Source organism: Pedobacter sp. HMWF019 (genome assembly GCF_003061025.1).
Lineage (GTDB): Bacteria > Bacteroidota > Bacteroidia > Sphingobacteriales > Sphingobacteriaceae > Pedobacter.
Window position 1 is genome coordinate 1 of the sequence record NZ_QAIL01000145.1, and the last position, 19267, is coordinate 19267.

At 39.9% G+C, this 19267-nt stretch carries 22 protein-coding genes; 14 read left to right on the plus strand and 8 right to left on the minus strand.

The genetic code is table 11. The annotated features are described in order from the left end of the window. Window positions 1–429 (plus strand): response regulator (locus tag DBR11_RS09430; protein WP_108551935.1); only part of this gene is annotated, 429 nt, incomplete at its 5' end. Between the two features lie 17 nt (window positions 430–446). Here the strand turns inward: DBR11_RS09430 and rpoN are convergent. Next, entirely contained in the window at window positions 447–1919 is a 1473-nt protein-coding gene (gene rpoN / locus DBR11_RS09435; RefSeq protein ID WP_108551937.1) for an RNA polymerase factor sigma-54, read from the minus strand. Between the two features lie 128 nt (window positions 1920–2047). After that, on the minus strand, window positions 2048–2842 hold the full coding sequence (locus DBR11_RS09440) for a hypothetical protein (protein WP_108551939.1): 795 nt from the start codon (window positions 2840–2842) through the stop codon (window positions 2048–2050). A gap of 293 nt (window positions 2843–3135) precedes the next feature. On the opposite strand from DBR11_RS09440, the gene mscL reads away from it, so the two are divergent. Then, complete coding sequence (gene mscL, locus DBR11_RS09445; RefSeq protein ID WP_108551941.1) at window positions 3136–3567, plus strand: large conductance mechanosensitive channel protein MscL; 432 nt, start codon at window positions 3136–3138, stop codon at window positions 3565–3567. A 3-nt stretch (window positions 3568–3570) separates the two neighbouring features. Here the strand turns inward: mscL and DBR11_RS09450 are convergent, their stop codons facing one another. After that, complete coding sequence (locus DBR11_RS09450; protein ID WP_108551943.1) at window positions 3571–4443, minus strand: ChaN family lipoprotein; 873 nt, start codon at window positions 4441–4443, stop codon at window positions 3571–3573. 248 nt (window positions 4444–4691) lie between these two features. On the opposite strand from DBR11_RS09450, the gene DBR11_RS09455 reads away from it, so the two are divergent. From DBR11_RS09455 to tsaB, 8 genes are all read left to right on the plus strand, one after another. Then, complete coding sequence (locus tag DBR11_RS09455) at window positions 4692–5486, plus strand: LiaI-LiaF-like domain-containing protein (RefSeq protein ID WP_108551945.1); 795 nt, start codon at window positions 4692–4694, stop codon at window positions 5484–5486. A gap of 9 nt (window positions 5487–5495) precedes the next feature. Beyond that, a complete protein-coding gene (locus tag DBR11_RS09460; protein WP_108551947.1) occupies window positions 5496–5849 on the plus strand; it encodes a DUF4288 domain-containing protein in 354 nt (117 codons plus the stop codon). A 6-nt stretch (window positions 5850–5855) separates the two neighbouring features. Further along, a complete protein-coding gene (locus DBR11_RS09465; protein WP_233260704.1) occupies window positions 5856–6914 on the plus strand; it encodes a sensor histidine kinase in 1059 nt (352 codons plus the stop codon). After that, window positions 6892–7629, plus strand: a complete 738-nt coding sequence (locus DBR11_RS09470; protein WP_108551951.1) for a LytTR family DNA-binding domain-containing protein — start codon at window positions 6892–6894, stop codon at window positions 7627–7629. Before DBR11_RS09465 ends, DBR11_RS09470 begins: the two co-directional genes overlap by 23 nt. Window positions 7630–7740: 111 nt before the next feature. After that, the gene (gene rpmH / locus DBR11_RS09475) at window positions 7741–7899 is read left to right on the plus strand and encodes a 50S ribosomal protein L34 (protein ID WP_008241331.1); all 159 of its coding nucleotides are present in this window, start codon (window positions 7741–7743) and stop codon (window positions 7897–7899) included. Window positions 7900–7961: 62 nt separating this feature from the next. Further along, window positions 7962–8357: a ribonuclease P protein component gene (locus DBR11_RS09480; protein ID WP_108551971.1), complete on the plus strand. Its 396-nt coding sequence runs from the start codon at window positions 7962–7964 to the stop codon at window positions 8355–8357. Further along, window positions 8344–8574, plus strand: a complete 231-nt coding sequence (yidD, locus tag DBR11_RS09485; protein WP_108551953.1) for a membrane protein insertion efficiency factor YidD — start codon at window positions 8344–8346, stop codon at window positions 8572–8574. The genes DBR11_RS09480 and yidD overlap by 14 nt, the downstream gene beginning before the upstream one ends. A gap of 27 nt (window positions 8575–8601) precedes the next feature. After that, window positions 8602–9288 carry a tRNA (adenosine(37)-N6)-threonylcarbamoyltransferase complex dimerization subunit type 1 TsaB gene (tsaB, locus tag DBR11_RS09490; RefSeq protein WP_108551956.1) on the plus strand — a complete coding sequence of 229 codons (687 nt, stop codon included), beginning with the start codon at window positions 8602–8604 and terminating at the stop codon, window positions 9286–9288. Window position 9289: 1 nt separating this feature from the next. Here the strand turns inward: tsaB and DBR11_RS09495 are convergent, their stop codons facing one another. After that, complete coding sequence (locus DBR11_RS09495; RefSeq protein WP_108551958.1) at window positions 9290–10693, minus strand: DUF5723 family protein; 1404 nt, start codon at window positions 10691–10693, stop codon at window positions 9290–9292. A 62-nt stretch (window positions 10694–10755) separates the two neighbouring features. Then, the gene (locus DBR11_RS09500; protein WP_108551960.1) at window positions 10756–12249 is read right to left on the minus strand and encodes a hypothetical protein; all 1494 of its coding nucleotides are present in this window, start codon (window positions 12247–12249) and stop codon (window positions 10756–10758) included. A gap of 93 nt (window positions 12250–12342) precedes the next feature. Between DBR11_RS09500 and DBR11_RS09505 the strand changes: the two genes are divergently transcribed. The 3 genes from DBR11_RS09505 (at window position 12343) to DBR11_RS09515 (ending at window position 15978) form a co-directional block, all read left to right on the plus strand. Beyond that, window positions 12343–12729, plus strand: coding sequence for a DUF423 domain-containing protein (locus tag DBR11_RS09505; RefSeq protein WP_108551962.1), 387 nt, complete (start codon window positions 12343–12345; stop codon window positions 12727–12729). Next, the gene (priA, locus tag DBR11_RS09510; protein ID WP_108551963.1) at window positions 12729–15209 is read left to right on the plus strand and encodes a primosomal protein N'; all 2481 of its coding nucleotides are present in this window, start codon (window positions 12729–12731) and stop codon (window positions 15207–15209) included. Before DBR11_RS09505 ends, priA begins: the two co-directional genes overlap by 1 nt. Window positions 15210–15321: 112 nt before the next feature. Next, window positions 15322–15978: a protein-L-isoaspartate(D-aspartate) O-methyltransferase gene (locus DBR11_RS09515; protein WP_108551965.1), complete on the plus strand. Its 657-nt coding sequence runs from the start codon at window positions 15322–15324 to the stop codon at window positions 15976–15978. Between the two features lies 1 nt (window position 15979). Here the strand turns inward: DBR11_RS09515 and smpB are convergent, their stop codons facing one another. Genes smpB through DBR11_RS09530 form a run of 3 tightly spaced genes read right to left on the minus strand, consistent with a single transcriptional unit; the run spans window position 15980 to window position 19026 of the window. Further along, window positions 15980–16429 (minus strand): SsrA-binding protein SmpB, encoded by a 450-nt coding sequence (gene smpB / locus DBR11_RS09520; RefSeq protein ID WP_199077687.1) that lies wholly within the window; start codon window positions 16427–16429, stop codon window positions 15980–15982. Between the two features lie 55 nt (window positions 16430–16484). After that, entirely contained in the window at window positions 16485–18347 is a 1863-nt protein-coding gene (locus DBR11_RS09525) for an Nramp family divalent metal transporter (protein ID WP_108551973.1), read from the minus strand. A gap of 22 nt (window positions 18348–18369) precedes the next feature. After that, a complete protein-coding gene (locus DBR11_RS09530; protein WP_108551969.1) occupies window positions 18370–19026 on the minus strand; it encodes a metal-dependent transcriptional regulator in 657 nt (218 codons plus the stop codon). 139 nt (window positions 19027–19165) lie between these two features. Between DBR11_RS09530 and DBR11_RS09535 the strand changes: the two genes are divergently transcribed. After that, on the plus strand, window positions 19166–19267 hold a 102-nt coding region (locus DBR11_RS09535; RefSeq protein WP_146186500.1), incomplete at its 3' end, for an AsnC family protein.

Sequence of the window (19267 nt, forward strand, 5' to 3'; positions counted from 1 at the left end):
GAAATACATAATCTAAATTCTTTTAAAGCCGGATTTAGGAGGTTATTCAATGTCTTTACAGCCGAATCGGCTGAGGAGGGGCTAAAAGTATTGCAAAGCGAGGATATTCAGGTGATTATTACTGACCAGCGGATGCCGGTGATGACGGGTATTGAATTCCTGGAGTCTATCATTCCGGATTATCCGGATCCCATCAGGATTTTATTGACTGGTTATGCAGATATTAATGCTGTTATCGATGCCATCAACAAGGGGCAAGTATACCGGTACATTCAGAAGCCCTGGATGGAAGATGACTTAAGGATTCATATCCTCAAAGCCTTTGAAATCTACACACTAAGAAAGGAAAATATTGAACTAACCGATAAGCTCCTGGTGGCTAACCAGAAGCTTGAGGATTTACTAAGCCAGAATTTACGGCCCGAATAGCCTTTCTGAATTTTTATTTAAAGTTCTTTTCTTAACCTGGCCACGGGTATATTCATTTGCTCTCTGTATTTAGCAACTGTTCTGCGGGCAATATTATAACCTTGTTCTTTAAGGATTTCCGTAAGCTTCTCATCTGCAAGAGGACGTCTTTTATCTTCATTACCGATGCAGTCTTCAAGAATCTTTTTGACTTCTTTATTGGAAACTTCTTCTCCGCTTTCCGTTTGTATCGCTTCTGAGAAAAATGATTTCAAAAGAAACGTACCAAACTCTGTTTGAACATATTTGGAATTGGCAACCCTGGAAACCGTAGAGATGTCCATATCAATTTTATCCGCAATATCTTTTAAGATCATCGGGCGCATTTTACGTTCATCGCCAGTAAGCAGATATTCGTATTGGTATTGCATGATGGCGTTCATGGTTTTTAACAGCGTTTGCTGTCTTTGTTTAATGGCATCAATAAACCACTTTGCCGAGTCCAGTTTTTGCTTTACAAATTGTACAGCCTCTTTTAATTTTTTATCTTTTTGAGATGCTTTATCATAGTGTTCAAACATGTCAATGTAAGAACGGCTAACCCTAAGCTCCGGAGCATTTTTCGAATTTAGAGTTAAGATCAATACACCATCGTTATTCGAAATGTGAAAATCAGGAATGATCTGAAGCTGTTTAGTGGTAACCTGATTAGAGTCGCCAGGTTTAGGGTTAAGCCTCAGGATTTCATTGATGATCTCTTTTAACTCTTCACTTTGCAGGTTGAGGGATTTTTCAAGCTTATCATAATGCTTTCTGGTGAACTCATCTAAGTGGTGTTCAACAACTTGTATCGCCTTTACTATGATTGGGTTAGAAAGATCTTTTCTTTTAAGTTGTAAAGTCAGGCACTCCTGAAGGTCTCTGGCCGCAATTCCCGGAGGATCGAAACTCTGGATCACCTTAAGCATCTCCAGTACATCTTCTTCTTCTACCATCACATTCTGAGAAAATGCGAGGTCATCAATCATGGAAGTAATCGGTCTTCTTAAGTACCCATCGTCATCAAGGCTACCTATAATTTGTTTTCCAATAATAAAATCCTGATCAGATAAGGGAACAAGGTCCAGCTGCTCCTGAAGACTTTCAAAAAAAGTACTTTCTATGGCAATTGGTGTTTCTTTTTTATCCTCATCGTCGTCACTGTTGTTATAGGAGGTGCTGTAATCATTTACATCGTCATCCTGTAAATAGTCGTCAACATTAAATTCGTCTGTATTTTCTTCTTTTGAAGAAGGATCAAAGTCATCAGGACTGTCGTTTAAATCGTCATATTCTCCCTTTGGCTCTTCCGCAATCATCAGGCTGGGATCTTCCAAAGCCGGGTTTTCTTCCAGCTCTTCTTTTATTCGGGTATCTAATGAAACAGTCGGAACTTGCAGCAGTTTAATAAATTGAATTTGCTGAGGCGATAATTTTTGAAGAAGTTTTTGTTGTAGATGTTGTTTTAGCATGTTCTTAGGAATGTCAATTTACCCGTTCAAAAATAAGCATTTCGTTTAGATAAAATGTAATCGCGAAAATTATATTGCTTTAAATGCAGTATTAAAGCTGGAAATTTGATTGGAAAACAAGTTGGCGCTTAAGCTTCTGTCGAAAAATCCATGAAATTCCATTTTTTTGTTCTCTGTTGGTCCACTGTGCCTTCGGCAATAAAAGCGCCTAAAATAGCAACAGGATTGAAGCTTTTTGTATTGGCCAATACCTGTCCGATAAAAGTGCTCCTGCAATATTGCATAGAAATAACTGTAATACAAAGACAACCGGGTTCTATTTCAAAACTTAGGGTTTGTTCTGGAATTAAATCTGGTGCGTAATTGTACTTGATCTCTATGTTTTGAATAGAGCTTAATTTCATGTGGCCATGAATAAGGTCAAATAAACCGACAGCAAAACTGAGCTTGCATAAAGATTGATCTTTCGGAAATTTCATCTCCTGGGGAAGGTGAAGGTCAGGGATCTTGATGTCCAGTGTAGTTTCTGTAGCCCTAATCTGAGGTTGTGCAAAGAAATTATCTCTTACCGGCGAATTGATATTGAATTCAAAACCATTTAGCCGGTTAAAACTATCGGGTTTAAATTGGTATATTCCAGTTGGAGTATCCAGTGCCTGATTAAGGATATATATGACTTCCGAATTCATCCGGTTGACCATTTTTCCATCAAAAAAATCCGTCACAATCGAACCCAGATTGCGGCGGATGTTCATGGATAATTTACTGGCTACCCCAAATTCTGCGGCAGCTCTCTTTGTTTCTTTAGTCTGGCTGCCAGGGGTAAATTCAGGGCGGCTTTGAACAACCTGCAGGTCCCGGTATCTTTTGTAAACAACGGAACCTGCAGTTCCTTTAATGAATTTTCCATCGAGTCTTGCCATATGATCTGATTTTTGGAATAGATAAGCCCATACTATAGGCTAGTTGTCTATGAATACGCAAAAAATATGCCAATAAAATGTATCTAGTCCGCATTTTATATAGAAAATGCGGACTAGACGCGGACTAGATGCGGAGTATATGCGGATTCAATTGCTCTTAACTTGGTTTGTGTTTTATTCAATATGAACAGATTTAAGGAAATGGCGTACGTGATTAATGCACCAAATGAAATTAATTCTTTGATTTTGGAATAATCTTTGATAAATTTAAGTACATCATTAACGAACTATATATGGGATTTGTAAAAGAATTTAAAGAATTTGCGGTAAAGGGTAATGTCATGGATCTTGCTGTCGGTGTGATCATCGGTGGAGCATTTGGTAAGATTATCGACAGTGTGGTTAAGGATTTAATCATGCCCTTGATTTCTGCAGTGATCGGCTCTGTGGATTTCAGCAATATGTATGTCGTACTCAAAGGTGAAGTGGCAGGAAACCTGGCACTGGAAGAAGCTAGAAAAGTACCGCATGTAGTGATTTTTGCTTATGGTAACTTTATTACCGTTGCGATTAATTTCCTTTTGCTGGCTTTTGCGGTGTTTCTTTTAGTTAAAGGCATTAATGCGCTGAAACGCAAAGAAGAGGCTGCTCCGGTAGTGGCACCAGAGCCAACTAAAGAGGAAATTCTACTGGCAGAAATCAGAGATTTACTGAAAGCAAAATAGGTATTAAAATGTTCTTTTTAGACCTGGGTCGGTTAGAATGATGTAATCACCCAGGTCTTTGTATTTTATCCAGTCCGGGTTGCCAAAGTCATCAGATGAAAAACAAGAAATGTTCTCTGTTCTTAACTTAGCATTCATTGTTTTTAATTGCGCCATTGTGCCCAATTTTTCATCGCTGTGAAAACGCCCGTTTAATTGAAGTACTTTATATCCCTTGTTTTTTTGAAGGAACTTGTCAATACTCCAGGCCATCGTGGCGTCCCAGAAGTTTTGTGTCTGGTAAATCTTCATGCCTCCCATAGCATGTCCGCCCAAAGTTTCTGTGAATTTTTCATAATACCGACCGGTAGCTGTGTCTATTTTTAAAGGTGGCAGGAAGGCGATGGAACTCGCCGGTAAGGATTTTAAGGATTCAAGCCCGCCCCGGGTAACCATATTACTGTACCTGGCTGCTGCATTTCCTCCAACAACGTTTAGCTTATTTGCTTTTGCGTATTCTATAAGTGGTTTATAATCCTCATAATTGTTCCAGGCACGGGCTTCTTTTATGAAGTTCTTTTCTGAAATGCAGCCGGCCAGATATTCGTTTATAACAGGTTGTACATCTGTATGGAACATTTCCATGGTTAAGGCTGTTTTGGGATAGGACTGCTGCATTTTCCTGAATATCATCATTTCTAAAAAGTGCCCGGTCGAATCGTTATGTTCTTCTCCGAAAAATAAAACATCCACATTTTTCAATTCATTAACGATCTCTTCAAGAGAGATGGTCTTCTGTTTTTTAGTGTCGTATACTTTGTAATGTTGCTCCATGTTTTGAGCAATTAATAAGCCAGGAAGACAGATGGTCAAAATCAGCAGGAACATTGGTTTCATACCCAAAGGTAAAAGATTAGCGGGGTAATTTTTAGCAGGAGATTTATAAAAAGATGAAACTGTGTTTTTAAATGTAAAAGTGGTTGTTGGAAAATAGTTTTATTTTTTTTGTGGAAATTAGGGGAAAGATCGAGTTGGTTGTCTTACCGATGAAAACTGGTCGTTCACCGACTTTTTTCGGAGATATGGAGTAAGGTGCTTTTTAGGCTGAATGAATAGATATACATTTGGTTAGAATTTAGAAACAAATGGAGAACTACAAAATAAAAAACAGAAGCCATTCCAATAGTGCCTGGAGCGGATTGATCCTATTAATTATAGGTGTGGTATTCTTTTTAAGAAGTTTTGGGATTTATATTCCGGGATGGATACTGAGCTGGCCTATGCTGTTAATCGCTATTGGTCTGTTTATTGGTTTTAAAAGGAACTTTAGAGGCGGTGGCTGGCTGATCATGGTCTTGATCGGAGGGTATTTTACATTAGGCAGTATAGCAGATTTTGACATCAGAAAATATTATTTTTCGCTTGCTTTTATAGGTCTTGGCCTGTATCTGATCTTTAAACCTAAAAGAAATCGGGACCGTTGGAAAAAGAAATTCGATGAGTCGCAATTTTCTGAGCTTAATAATGAAAAGCGTGCGCAATTTGAGCAAGATCCATCCTTTTCTGCTGCCGGGGGGGCTGCAAATGAAGGAAACGTAAGCGATTTTATCGATTCTGTAAATGCATTTGGAGGTACACACCATAAAGTATATTCAAAAAACTTTAAAGGAGGGGATGTGGTGGCAATTTTTGGGGGCTGTGAAATTAATTTGACCCAGGCAGATTTTGAGGGGACAGTAAGGATCGATGTGGTGGCCTTGTTTGGTGGCGTGAAAATTATAGTTCCTTCAACCTGGCTGGTGAAATCTGAAGCAACAGCAATTTTTGGGGGAATTGACGACAAGAGGGCAGTGGTGCCTTTTGAAGGTGAGGGGGCAAGGAAGATTTTAATTATTGAAGGCGTGGCCATATTTGGAGGCGTTGACATCAGAAACTTTTAATTTTAAATTATGAAATGGTTTGCAGTAAAGTATGTGTATCAAATTGTAAGCGGTGAAGGGAACCATACGCCGCAATTTGATGAACAGATCAGGTTGCTATTGTCAAGGAGTATCAGTGAAGCGCTGTTAAAGGCGCAGGGGATGGCCAGGCAATTTCAGGATTCCTTTAAGAACATCAGGGGAGAAGAGGTATCCTGGAAATTTATCGGGATTTCTGGCCTGCATGAAATTGAGGCTCCCGAAGATGGAACAGAAGTGACCTCGTTTATTCATGAACCTACCGATGCAGAGGCCTTTAAGGACCATGTGGGCCGTTGCAGGGAATATTTATCAGATGTTTTAGAAACCGTTCCTGTAAACTAAGCTACATTGACAACCAAACCTTTATCCCTGCCAAGAATACAGAAAATGGCTACAGGTATTTTTATAGCCTGTGTAGCTGTTCATGCGGCTTTATTTTACTATGTACTGGATTATAATTTGCTGATTTCGGGACTGGACAGTTTGGTCACTAATGTTCTTCTGGCCTTATCCTGCATTGTTTTCAGTACTTTATTGGGGTATTACCAGCCAAAGAATGAACCCGTTATTTTTGTTTTTGTACTGACTTTTATTCTGGCCTTGTTCATTACCTTCAGCAGTAAATTTATTCTGGGATTGGCGGTGCCAGATGCAAATTATGAAGCTTTTCTGCAGTCAAAACTTCCCTTTAGGCTGGTCATTAATTTTGTTTTCCTGGCTTGGTGTGCCCTTGCAAATATTCTTTGGTACAGGCTCGAGGAACAGTCGGAAATGCAGGAAAGATTATTTGCTGCACAGAACCTGGCAAAAGAGGCAGAATTGAATAAGCTGAGACACCAGCTGCAGCCACATTTTTTATTCAACAGTTTAAACTCTGTATATGCTTTAACGATTGTAAAACCAAAGGAAGCGGGGCCGATGATCACTAAGCTCGCTTCCTTTTTAAGGGGAACTTTAAAAAGAGATGATGATATTTGGGTTAGTGTTGCTGAAGAAATGGAGTACATTCAGTTATATTTGGACATTGAAAAGGTTAGGTTTAGTCATAGACTGAGTATAGACATTCAAGTTGATGAGGATACAATGGAATTGAAACTGCCGGGTACTTTATTGCAGCCAATTGTGGAAAATGCCATTAAATTTGGACTTTACAATACCTCAGCAGCCATTACTATAACCATTGAAGTGAAGGTGGAGCATCATGTACTACAGGTAACCGTTAAAAATCCTTTTGATCCGGAAATGAAAGCTACCGGTGGGACGGGTTTTGGCCTGACAGCGATCAGACGGAGATTATATTTATTATTTGCAGATCATAATTTGCTTAAAACATCTGCAACAGATACAAATTTATTTATTACACAGCTTAAAATACCACAGCATAATGATAAGAACACTACTCATTGACGACGAACCGCTGGCCAGGGATATTGTGAAATTCTATTTGGAGGATTATTCCGATATAGAGGTTGTTGCAGAATGTAGTGATGGTTTTGAAGGATTAAAAGCCATTTCGCAGGTAAAGCCGGATTTTATTTTTCTGGATATCCAGATGCCTAAGATCAGTGGCTTTGAAATGCTGGAGCTGGTCGAACAGCCGCCTGCGGTGATATTTACAACTGCTTTTGATGAATATGCAATTAAGGCCTTTGAAGTGAATGCCGTTGATTATTTATTGAAACCTATAGAAAAGGACCGCTTTGATCTGGCTATGCAAAAATTGCCCGCAAAACTGAACGGGGGAGCAGCACTAACCAAAGAGTTGCTGGACACGGCTTCGTTAAACCCTGCGCATAACAACAGGGTTGTGGTTAAAAAGAATGGGGTCATCAAGATCTTGAATGTAATGGATATTCATTATTTTGAAGCAGACGATGATCAGGTAAAAATAAGTACAACAGAAGGTGTGTACTATAAAAATAAAACCATGAGCTTTTTTGAACAAAGTCTGGAACCCTCACAGTTTATCCGGATCCATCGTTCTTATATCATCAATTTGTCGCAGGTTACCAGGATAGAACTGAAAGAAAAGGAAAGTTATATTGTGCTGCTCAAATCTGATATATGGCTTCCTGTGAGTAAAACAGGTTATTTGAAGCTCAAAGCGGCCCTTGGTTTATAGCGATTTACCTAAAAAATGCTATACATCTTAAATGTATTTGCATTTGAATAAAAATCAAGCTATATTTGCACCTCTTATTTAAAAAATATATAGTTAAGATATAATACAGTTATGAAAAGAACATTCCAACCTTCGCAAAGAAAGAGAAGAAACAAACACGGCTTCCGCGAAAGAATGGCTACAGCAAACGGTAGAAGAGTATTAGCTTCCCGCCGTGCAAAAGGAAGAAAAAAATTATCAGTTTCTGACGAGCGTCGTCACAAAGCATAATTTTGATTGCAGCACATTAAGTGTTAGCAGATCAGCTTATCTGCAAAATTGCAATCAAAAACATGAAAACATTTTCTAAAGAAGAACGGTTATGCAGCAAGAAGTCATTAGACTTATTGTTTAAGAACGGTTCTTCTTTTTTATTGTATCCCTTCAGGATCTCCCATCTGCTGATTCCTGAGGCCTCTGCTTATCCTGTTCAGGTGGTGATCAACGTTGCTAAAAAGAGATTTAAACGGGCGGTAGACCGAAATCTTTTGAAAAGACGCACCAGAGAAGCCTATCGTCATTACAAGCAAAGTCATTTGTACGAGTACCTGAAAGATCAGGACAAGTTATTGCTGCTTTCTATTCAGTATATTGGTAAGGAGAAGTATGAGTATGCTTTTATGGAGAAGAAAATGATCGCGGCTTTAAACAAGCTGGCGCCTAATCTGAAAGCCGATGAAATTTCTTAAGCAAATTGTTGGCTGGCTGTTTTTAGGCTTGATTAAGCTTTACCAATGGTTGTTGTCGCCTTTGCTTGGAGCAAGCTGTCGGTTCACGCCTACCTGTTCACAGTATGGAATTGAGGCGATCAAAAAGTATGGCCCCTTTAAGGGCGGCTGGCTTACCCTGAAAAGAATAGGAAGATGCCATCCATGGGGAGCGCATGGACATGATCCTGTACCTTAAAATTAAAAATCTGCTATATTTGTACCAATGGCCAAGATACTCCAAATTGAAACTGCGACACAGACCTGTTCTGTTGCACTGTCTGTTGATGGTGAAACAATTGCTTTAAAAGAAGAAACTGCTCAGAATATACATGCTGGTAGTTTGACGCTGTTTATTGAGGAGGTGATGAAACAGGCTTCTATGGAATATAGTGCACTGGATGCTATTGCCGTTAGTAAAGGGCCTGGTTCTTATACAGGGCTTAGGATTGGTGTTTCTACGGCAAAGGGTCTTTGTTTTGCATTGGATAAACCATTAATTGCACTGGATACCTTAAAGATGATGGCAAATGGCTTTGTAGAGGCCACTCCGGAGGACAAGGGGCTTGTATGTGCGATGATCGACGCCAGAAGGATGGAGGTATATACTGCGATTTTTGATCATTCGCTGAATACAATCAGCGAAACAGAAGCCAAGATCATTGATGAAACCTCTTTTGCAGAGGAACTCCTTCAGCATAAGATGACCTTTATTGGTGATGGTGCGTTTAAATGTAAGGATGTTTTAAAAAACGATCATGCATTGTTCTTAGATGGGAACTTCAATTCTGCGGCACACCTCAGCAAACTGGCAGAACAGGCTTATCAGGCAGGAGACTTTGAAGATGTGGCGTATTTTGAACCTCACTACTTAAAAGATTTCGTACTTACCCAGCCTAAAAAGAAAGTCTAGGTTAGTTTTTTTCTTCAAAAAGGTGGAATAGTTTTTTAAAGAAACTTCTTTCTTCTTCGTCGCCTACACCAGGCATATGACTGCTGTTTAATGGGTGTTCTACAGTTCCTCCGAATTTAATGCCAATTCCCATATAAAAGGATGCGCCATAATATCCTGAAGCTGAATTGCTTTTGATGTTGATGGTTTTGATCAGGTTATCTGTGCCAAGAAAAGCCTCGAAATTAGGTGTTTTGTACATTCCTTGCAGGCCTGTCATAAAGAAACCGTTAAAGTTGTAATCGGGAATCAGACTTGCTGAGAACTCATTGTATTTAAATGTATTTACAAAGGCTGCATCACCACCTTTAAAGAACAGGTTTTTAGACAAGATCAGCATTGGAGTATAAGCACCAAAGGATTTAGAGGCCGTAATATCTGCTTTTGCATTGGTTAGGCTATAAAAGCCACTTTTTGCATCCTGAAGTGTTACAATATCTGTGATTTTCTTTTTGAAATCGTGCGTGGACAGGGCATCTGGGTTCTCAATAATTGCGCGGCCATTAAATGGAATGTTGTGGGTGTCATTGTTCCATTTGATAAAACCGAGGTCTTTAATATTGGCCATCAGGAAATAACCTGATTTAGAGGTATAGGTTGTACCGAAGCCGATAGAAGCGCCGGGGTTTCTAAAGGTTGGCATGAAGGTATTGGTGCTGAGTTCATCAGAATTCATGAAAGTTGCCTTGTAAGTGCCGCGAAGCCCCAGGTCAAATACATCCTGACCTGCAGCATTTTTATAGGCAGAAAAGGAAGATCCATTGATGTCTAGTTTATTATAACTGATACCGCTGAGCAGACTCAGTTTTACGCCAAAAGCCAGTTTCTTCGTGTAGTTTTCCCGGTAGGTAAAACTGAACTGATGATAGGATTGCCCATATCCGTTATTGTTGAACATATTGTTGTCGGGAGCGATATTGCCGAAGCGTTGGTAATCATTAAGAATGGCTAAACTCTCATTCGTGTAATTCGCTATTCCATCTGTTCTGACCTGCCAGGAGAATCCCATTTCTTTATGGTATTTGTAGGATTGGAATATTCTGAAGGTGAGCAAATAGATATTGGAATTCTGATAAGCATGATTGAGCGTGCCATTGCCAATTGGCAAATCAGAAGTTTTAAAGACATTATCAGAAATGGCTCTCCTGAAGACTGTATTGGCATCACCTGTATTGGTGGCATTCAGACTAAGATAAGGCAGTAGAAAATTAGAGGCAAATTTTCTGGAGGAGTCTAAAACAAATGCTTTTTGCGCCGGATTTTCAAAAGCATCGAATAATGTTCTTGTATTAAACAAACCATACTGCTGGGCTTCAGTTTTCAAAACCAGGGATAACAGAACACAAATAATTAAGAACCTTCTCATAAAAATTAAAGATATTTTAAATCTAAAGATTTTTCGCTAAGGATTTTATGTGTATTACCTTTTTATGGTGTGTTATTGTTAAAAAGCAGTGTATTGGTTTGGAAGTTCCTGTGGTCGGCACTGAGCTGATAGATAAAGGTGTCAAATTTATTTGTGCTTTCCTGTTTCTTCTTGCCCAGATAAAAAAGAATGGTAGAGGTATTTGGAAGTTGATCCAGGGCATTGACATAGGTCTTGTTATTGATCAGCAGGTGGTTTCCGGAATAGTTGCTTAAAAAGTCCTGTAAGGTGCTGGCGTTATTCGCAAAAATCATAGCGTTGTCTATGATGATATAGTATGGTTTTTTAAAGCTTTTAAACGGATCTCCAAAAAAGTAATACAACAAATCTGGTTCTTTGAAGGATTTGATTTCTGTATGGTAGTCGCTGCTGATGTCCAGCAACAACTGGCTGAGTTTGTCGCCGTTTTTAAGGTTAATTGCGCCGAGTTTTTCTCCGCTGGAAATTTGGAAAGTAACCAGTTGATCCTTAAAATATTCAGGGATAGTGCGTTGAAGGTTCAGGTGATATTTGGTGTCGAGACGGCTCAGTGCGGTTTGAATTTCCTTTTCTTTATTTAATTCAGTAAATCTTTTGTGCAGTTGCTGGCTCCATTCTGTATAATTACTGATGGTATAGATGGTGTAATTTGCTGTGTTTTCTGGTAAAAGGGCATCAATGGTGATTTTAGCTGCCTTACTTTCTGTAAATAGTTTCAAATAGTTTTGCTCAGCTTTAACAAGTGTATTTCCTGTGAAGAGGATCTTTTCTTTACTGTAGTTATAGCTCAGGCAGGCAAAGGCATCCTGTTGCTGAAAGAGGATAAGGGATTCGTCTAGTTCTGAAGGGCTGATTTTTTGGAGTAGGTTTTGTTGAAAATTAAAGTTAAGATATACACTGGCCACGCTGTTGCTGGTCAATTTGAGATTGGATTTGATATAGTCTAAAAATTCCTGATCGGTTTTGCCGGCTTCTGCTTTTAGGTTGTTGCTGATGGTTTTAAAAGAGGTAGAAAGCAGGAGTAAATTGTCTTTTTGTTTAAGGTAAAAAGTCAGGCTGTCTTTAGTGGTCAATCTGGAAACGTCTGCGGTGTCCGTTAAGGAGTGTATTTTTGATTTTAACAGTGGTTTTAAGGTTGCCGGATCATTTTGTCCATTGGTTTGGGTACTGATCAACAGGTCTGTGTTTTTATTTCCTGCAGCAATAAAGCTGATATAGAGGTTTTGTCCGTTCAGGTATTTGTTCAAATCCGGGTCGTTCAGAAATTGGGTCTGCAAAGACAGGAGTATTTTTTGCTTCTCTTTGCTGAGCAGACTTTGAAGAAGATCCTGACTGGACAGGAGGTCAGTTACACTTTTATTGTTCTGTATACAGAAAATAAGGCCGGATTGTGCTGTAGCGGCAGACAAACTCAGGTCGGTGGTGTGGGTATCTTTATTGAGTTTAGAGAAATAGAGATAGGTAAGCGCACTCAGCACTGCGAGTAAAATAATGACGATAAAGTAAATTCTTTTCATTTGATTTACAGGCAAATTTAATTTATATTTTGGATTACTAATAAAATGCCCTCATTTTGTTATTTTTAGCGCTTATAAAAATGCCAATCTGAAATGAACAAGAGAATAATTCTAACAGCTTCTTTTTTTGGTGCCCTGGCCGTAGTGCTGGGTGCATTTGGAGCACATGGTTTGAAGAGTGTTGTAGGTGCTGAATCATTAAGCATTTGGGCGAAAGGCGTAGAATATCAATTTTATCACGTTTTTGCGTTGTTGTTTTTATCTACCTTCGGTAGGTTCAGGAATAAACTGGTAGATCTGGCTTATTTCTGTTTTACGGCCGGGATCATTTTGTTTTCCGGATCTTTATATTTATTGGCGACCAGAGAGTTGCTTCATCTTTCTTTTGTACAGTTTATCGGTCCGGTAACGCCTCTTGGCGGTTTGTTCTTTATCGCGGGCTGGATACTCTTGTTTTTTGCTGCACTAAGGCATAAATAATGGGGGAAATCAGCGAGTTTAAGTTTGAAGAGCGGGAAACACTCTTTGTGGAGGTCGTTTTGCCGCTGTCTCTTGCTAAAAATTATATTTACCGGATTCCATTTGATCTGAATGATCAGATAGAGGTGGGTAAAAGGGTGATTGTTCAGTTTGGAAAGAATAAAATCTATACTGCCTTAATTAAGAGCATCAGTACGACTGCGCCCGAAATTTACGAGGCAAAGTATATTATTGATGTGGTAGACAGGTATCCTGTGGTCAATCCATTGCAATTAAAGTTCTGGGACTGGATGATGGATTACTATGTTTGTAATGAGGGGGATGTGATGTCGGCCGCACTGCCAACCGGATTAAAACTGACCAGTGAAACGATTATTGTGTTTAGGGAGGATGCGGAGCTGGATATAGAATTGCTGAGTGAAAAAGAGTATGTTATTGTGACTGCTTTAAGTACACAGCACCGGTTATCGGTGGATGATATCATGAAACTCCTGGGGCAAAAAACTGTTTTTCCAATCATTAAATCTCTTATAGATAAAGAAATTGTCTATATCGCAGAGGAAGTCGTAGAAAAGTACAAACCTTTGCTGAAGTCCTTTATATCTTTGAACGATTTCTATAAGGAAGAGGAAAATTTAAAGGAGTTGTTTACGATTTTGGATCGGGCACCAAAACAAATGGATGCTTTGCTGGCTTACATCAGCTTATCTAAGAACAGATCTGAAATCTCCAAACAAGAATTGCTGGAATACAGCAATTCCGGGCCAGCTGCGATCAAAGCAATGGTAGACAAAGAAATTTTTGTTCAGAAGAAAAAACCGGTGAGCCGTTTAAACGATGATCCGGATGATGTGGTGCTGAATTTTAAGCTCAGTGAGGCACAGCAGGCTGCTTTAGATCAGATTGACGGGCAGCTACAAGAAAAGGAAGTGGTGTTGTTACATGGTGTTACGGCTTCGGGAAAAACCCAGATCTATATTAAGTTGATCGAGAAGGCTATTGCCCAGGGGGGGCAGGCTTTGTTCCTGCTGCCGGAGATTGCACTAACCACCCAGATTGTGGAGCGGATCAAAAAGTACTTTGGTGATGCTATAGGTGTTTATCATTCTAAGTTTAATGATTTTGAACGGGTAGAGATCTGGAATAAGGTGCTGAACGGTACTTATAAAATCGTATTGGGTGCGCGGTCTGCGATATTTCTGCCATTTAAGGAATTGAAGTTTATTGTGGTGGATGAGGAGCATGAGTCTTCTTATAAACAGCACGATCCTGCGCCGAGGTACCAGGCCAGGGATGCTGCAGTTTATCTGGCTTATTTGCATAAGGCAAAGGTCGTTTTAGGCTCTGCGACACCATCGATAGAAAGTTATTTTAATGCACTGAGCCAGAAATATGGATTGGTGTCTTTAACAGAACGTTTTGGGGGTGTACAGCTTCCCGCACACGAAGTGATCAGCATTTCTGAGGCAACCAAGAGGAAAAAAATGGTGGCTTATTTTTCCACGAACCTGATTGACGACATCAACCTTTCACTGGAAAATAAAGAACAGGTCATCTTGTTCCAGAACAGAAGAGGGTATGCAACCATATTGATTTGTGCCACTTGTGGCTATACGCCAAAGTGTATCAATTGCGATGTAAGTTTAACTTTTCACAAGAGCAGCGGAAAATTGCATTGTCATTATTGCGGTTACCATGAAAACAGCTTAAAGGTCTGTCCGGCCTGTGGTTCGGTTCATGTGGAGCAGAAGGGTTTTGGTACAGAAAGAATTGAAGAGGAACTAAGTCTGATTTTTCCGGAAGCGAAGATTGCCCGTCTGGATGTAGACAGTACCAGAACTAAAAATAGTCTTCAGACCATTATTACCGATTTTCAGGATAAAAAAACAGATATACTGATCGGCACACAGATGGTGGCCAAGGGGCTGGATTTTGATAATGTGACTTTGATTGGTGTGATCAATGCAGATACCTTATTGAATTACCCGGACTTCCGTGCTTTTGAACGTAGTTATCAGTTATTGGCGCAGGTTTCGGGCAGGGCAGGTAGAAGGGAAAAGCAGGGAAAGGTAGTTATTCAGGCTTATGATGATGATCACCGCATCATTAAACAGGTGGTGGAGAACAATTACCTGGAAATGTATAATGATGAAATTGCCGAAAGGGCACAGTTTAATTACCCGCCCTTTTCCCGTTTGATCTTTATCAGCTTAAAGCATAAGGATGCTAATGTGCTGAATGTAGCTGCACAGCAGTTTGCAACAGCCTTAAGATCTAGATTAGGGGGCAGAGTACTTGGGCCTGAGCAGCCACTGATCTCCAGGATCAGAAGTTATTATATCAGGCAGGTGATCATTAAATCAGATCGCCATACGGCAATTCATAAGGTGAAGGCCTTATTGAAAAGTGAGATCACCAGGTTCAATACCGAGAAATCTTTCAAGGGGGTGTTGATTCAACTGGACGTTGATCCGTATTAAACAAAAGACTTTACATTTATTGATGTTGATCTTGTGGTGGTTAGGAGGATTTTGTAGGATTAAATCAGTTTAATGGCTCTGATTAAAATCAAACGAGTATTTTTGAAGAACAATGGCATATAAGTTTGTAGATAATTATCGGGAAAGAGGCGCTAGGAAAAAATTAGTTGAGCACCTGGCATCCAGGGGTATAGCTGATGCAAAAGTATTGAAAGCTATTGGCAAGGTTCCACGGCATTTTTTCTTTGACGAAACGTTCTGGAATCAGGCCTATAAAGATATTGCTTTTCCTATAGGGGATGGGCAGACCATTTCCCAACCCTATACTGTAGCTTATCAAACAGAGTTACTGCACATCAAAAAGGGAGATAAAGTACTCGAAATTGGTACAGGCTCAGGTTATCAGACTTGTATTTTGATGGAGCTGGGGGCTGATGTATTTACTATAGAAAGGCAGGAGAGTATTTATAAGCATACCATCAGGGTCTTACCGGGAATGGGCTATCATGCAAATTTCTTTTTTGGAGATGGATCGATGGGGATCGCGCAGCATGCACCTTATCATAAGATCATCGTTACGGCAGGCGCCCCATTTGTTCCGGAAGTATTGTTGAAACAACTTAAAGTTGGCGGAATATTGGTGATTCCGGTTGGAGATGAGCACTCGCAGAAAATGGTTACCGTGATAAGAGTAAGCGAAACGGACTATGAAAAGATAGAACTGGATACTTTTCGTTTCGTTCCGCTGGTGGGTGACCAGGCCTGGTAATTTAGAATTTCATGGCCCGGTCCAATTCCCTTTTGGATTCTCTTTCTTTGATGCTATCGCGTTTGTCAAATTCCTTTTTACCCTGAGCGAGTGCGATTTCCATTTTAGCAAATCCACGTTCATTGGTAAAGATTCTCAGGGGTACAATCGTATATCCTTTTTCTTCGCTTTTTGCTTTAAGCTTTTTGAGCTCTTTTTTCTGTAAAAGCAGTACCCTGTCGCGTTTGATGTCGTGGTGGTAAAATGAACTGTGACTGTATTCTGAGATGTGGAGGTTCCTTACGTATAAGGTATTACCAATAAACATACAGAAAGCGTCAGACATATTCGTCTTTCCCTGTCTTATGGCTTTAATTTCGGTACCCAGCAAAGCAATGCCAGCATTGAATTTCTCAACGATGTGGTAATCAAAATAGGCTCTTTTATTCTTTATTTGGACGTCGTTCTTCATATGAATCTGCTAATATCCGAAAGAAATGCGGATTAAACATAGATTATGTGATTTTTTACCTTACAATTAATACTGGGATATTGACTCTGTGCCTAACAGACTCTACGGTGGTACCCAGGATAAGATCTTTAAGACCCTTGTGTCCATGTGCACCCATCACCAGCAGTTGGATATGGTGTTCTTTGCTTAGCTCTGCAATGGCCCTGGCCGGATTCCCAAATCCAATATGTGGACTGGCCTGGTAACCTAATTTTGCCAGATTTTCACAATATTTTTTGAGGTTATCTTCATCGCTTTGGGTTTCGTGGTCTAAGGCAGATTGTCCATAATAACGTGCCACTGCAGTTTCAACCACATGGATCAGGTAATACTGGGCGTTTTTACCACCTTGTATCAGGGCATGGCGAATGGTATTTCTATCGTTTTTAGAGAAATCGACGGTAATTCCAATTTTGGTGTAATCAATATGGTCAACGGCTTCTATATTAAGCGCATCTCCGTGCGGTACATTGCTTCTTCTTAATTTCCTGGAGGTAAAGATGGGGTGGAAAAAAACATACAACAGGAGTAATCCAATCAGAAAGGCTACCGGGACAATGAGGTAAGAAACATACCAGGCACCAGATTTTTCATTCCAGGTACTGATCTCTTCAATAACGAGTTTCACGTTAAGGACCACTATTAAAAGTGCACTGGTCCAGGCCAGGACTTTAACCCAGGGGCCAATCGCAAATTCTTTCATTTCTTTTTTATCGGAGGTGAAGTGGATCAGCGGAATTACAGCAAAACCTAATTGGAGGCTTAAAACGACCTGACTTAAAATGAGCAGGCCGCTGAGGGCGTCATCACCGAAATACAGGATGGTGAAAAATGCGGGAATTATAGCGAGTAAGCGGGTAACCAGTCGTCTTAGCCAGGGTTGTATCCGGAGGTTAAGGTGGCCTTCCATAATGATCTGACCGGCTAAGGTGCCTGTAACGGTAGAACTTTGTCCGGCGGCAATCAGGGCGATGGCAAAAAGGGCAGGGGCAACACCACCAAAAATATGCTCCAGTAATTTATAAGCGTCCTGTATTTCTGCAACTTCGTGCAGACCATTTTTATAAAAAGCTGCTGCAGCGAGAATAAGAATAGCTGCATTGACAAAAAAAGCCAGGTTTAAAGCAACAGCGGTATCGATCAGATTAAATTTAATGGCCTCTTTAATGCCCTTAAAATCTCTCTTTATCTTCCTGGTTTGTACCAAAGAAGAGTGAAGGTAAAGGTTATGAGGCATAACAGTTGCCCCAATAATACCAATGGCAATATATAGTGCTTCTCCAGAAAGCATACTGGGTTTAAAGCCGGCAGCAATTTCTTTAAATGAAGGTTCAACAATGAACATTTCGACCAGAAAGGAAAGGCCAACGATAAATACCATGGAAACAATAAAAGCCTCCATCTTTCGCATGCCCTTATTCATGAGAAACAGCAGCAATACTGTGTCAAATATGGTTACACTGATGCCCCAGATCAGGGGAAGTTTGAATAACAATTGTAGTCCTATTGCCATTCCAATGATCTCGGCGAGGTCGCAGGCGACAATGGCGGTTTGTGCCAGGATAAATAAGGGGATATTGGCCCATTTTGGGTAGGTGTTCCTGGAGGCTTGAGCAAGATCCAGTCCTCTAACGATTCCAAGTCTTGCACTGAGTGATTGCAGCAACAGGGCGATCAGATTGGACATGAGCAGGATCCAGATGAGCTGATACCCGAATTTACTTCCTCCTGCCAGATCGGTTGCCCAGTTTCCTGGATCCATATAACCTACACTGACCAGGTAAGCCGGGCCTATAAAGGATAAAATTCTTTTCCATCCGGTGCGTTTACCGGTATCTATACTTCCATGTACTTCACTTAACGATTCGGATTTATTCATCATTGGTTTTAGGGCTAAGAGCTTAATTTGTTCTCATCAAAATATGACTGGCGACTTCCCGGCTGACATTTTTTCTGGTGTCTTCTACCAGCAAATCTACCGAGCCGTCAAATTCTATAACTTCGATCATCTCTACAGCTGTGCCCAGTGTGAGTTTGATTTTTTCAAGGTATTTAAGAAAGGAAGAGGAATGTTCACTTACACCAACAACAATTCCTTTTTCAGCAGGTTTTAGTTTACTGAGTTTAACCAGGGCCGGGCTATCGAAGTTTCCATTCTTGTCTGGTATCGGGTCACCGTGAGGGTCGTTTTTAGGATAACCCAGGTATTCGTCCAGTCTTTCGATGAGAAGTGGAGAATTAACATGTTCCAGTTCCTCTGCGATTTCATGGACCTCATCCCATTTGAAATTTAGTGTTTTAACCAGGAATAATTCCCATAGGCGGTGCTTGCGGACAATATTTACCGCAGTTGCTTTTCCCTTTTCGGTTAGGGTGACGCCCTGGTATTTGACGTAGTTAATCAATTGTTTTTCGGCCAGTTTTTTCATCATGTCGGTTACTGAAGCTGGCCGGGTTTGGATTTTATCTGCAATGGCATTGGTCTGTACCGTACCAGTGGTCAGGTTAGACAAATGATAGATGACCTTTAAATAATTTTCTTCCGTGTAAGATTCCATTTATAAATACCTAATAATAAAGTTAGATAAATCTAAATAAAATTTCAAAAAATTAATTGTAATATTTTAATGGTTTTGTAGAATTAAATTTGGTGTATTACCCTGTTTTGTTGTATATTTGGCTTAAATAAACAAAGTAATGGCAGCAGAAATTGACAAAATAGATTTTAAAATTTTAAAACTTTTACAAGAGAACGGAAGAATTACGAATTTACTTTTATCTCAGGAGATTGGTTTATCT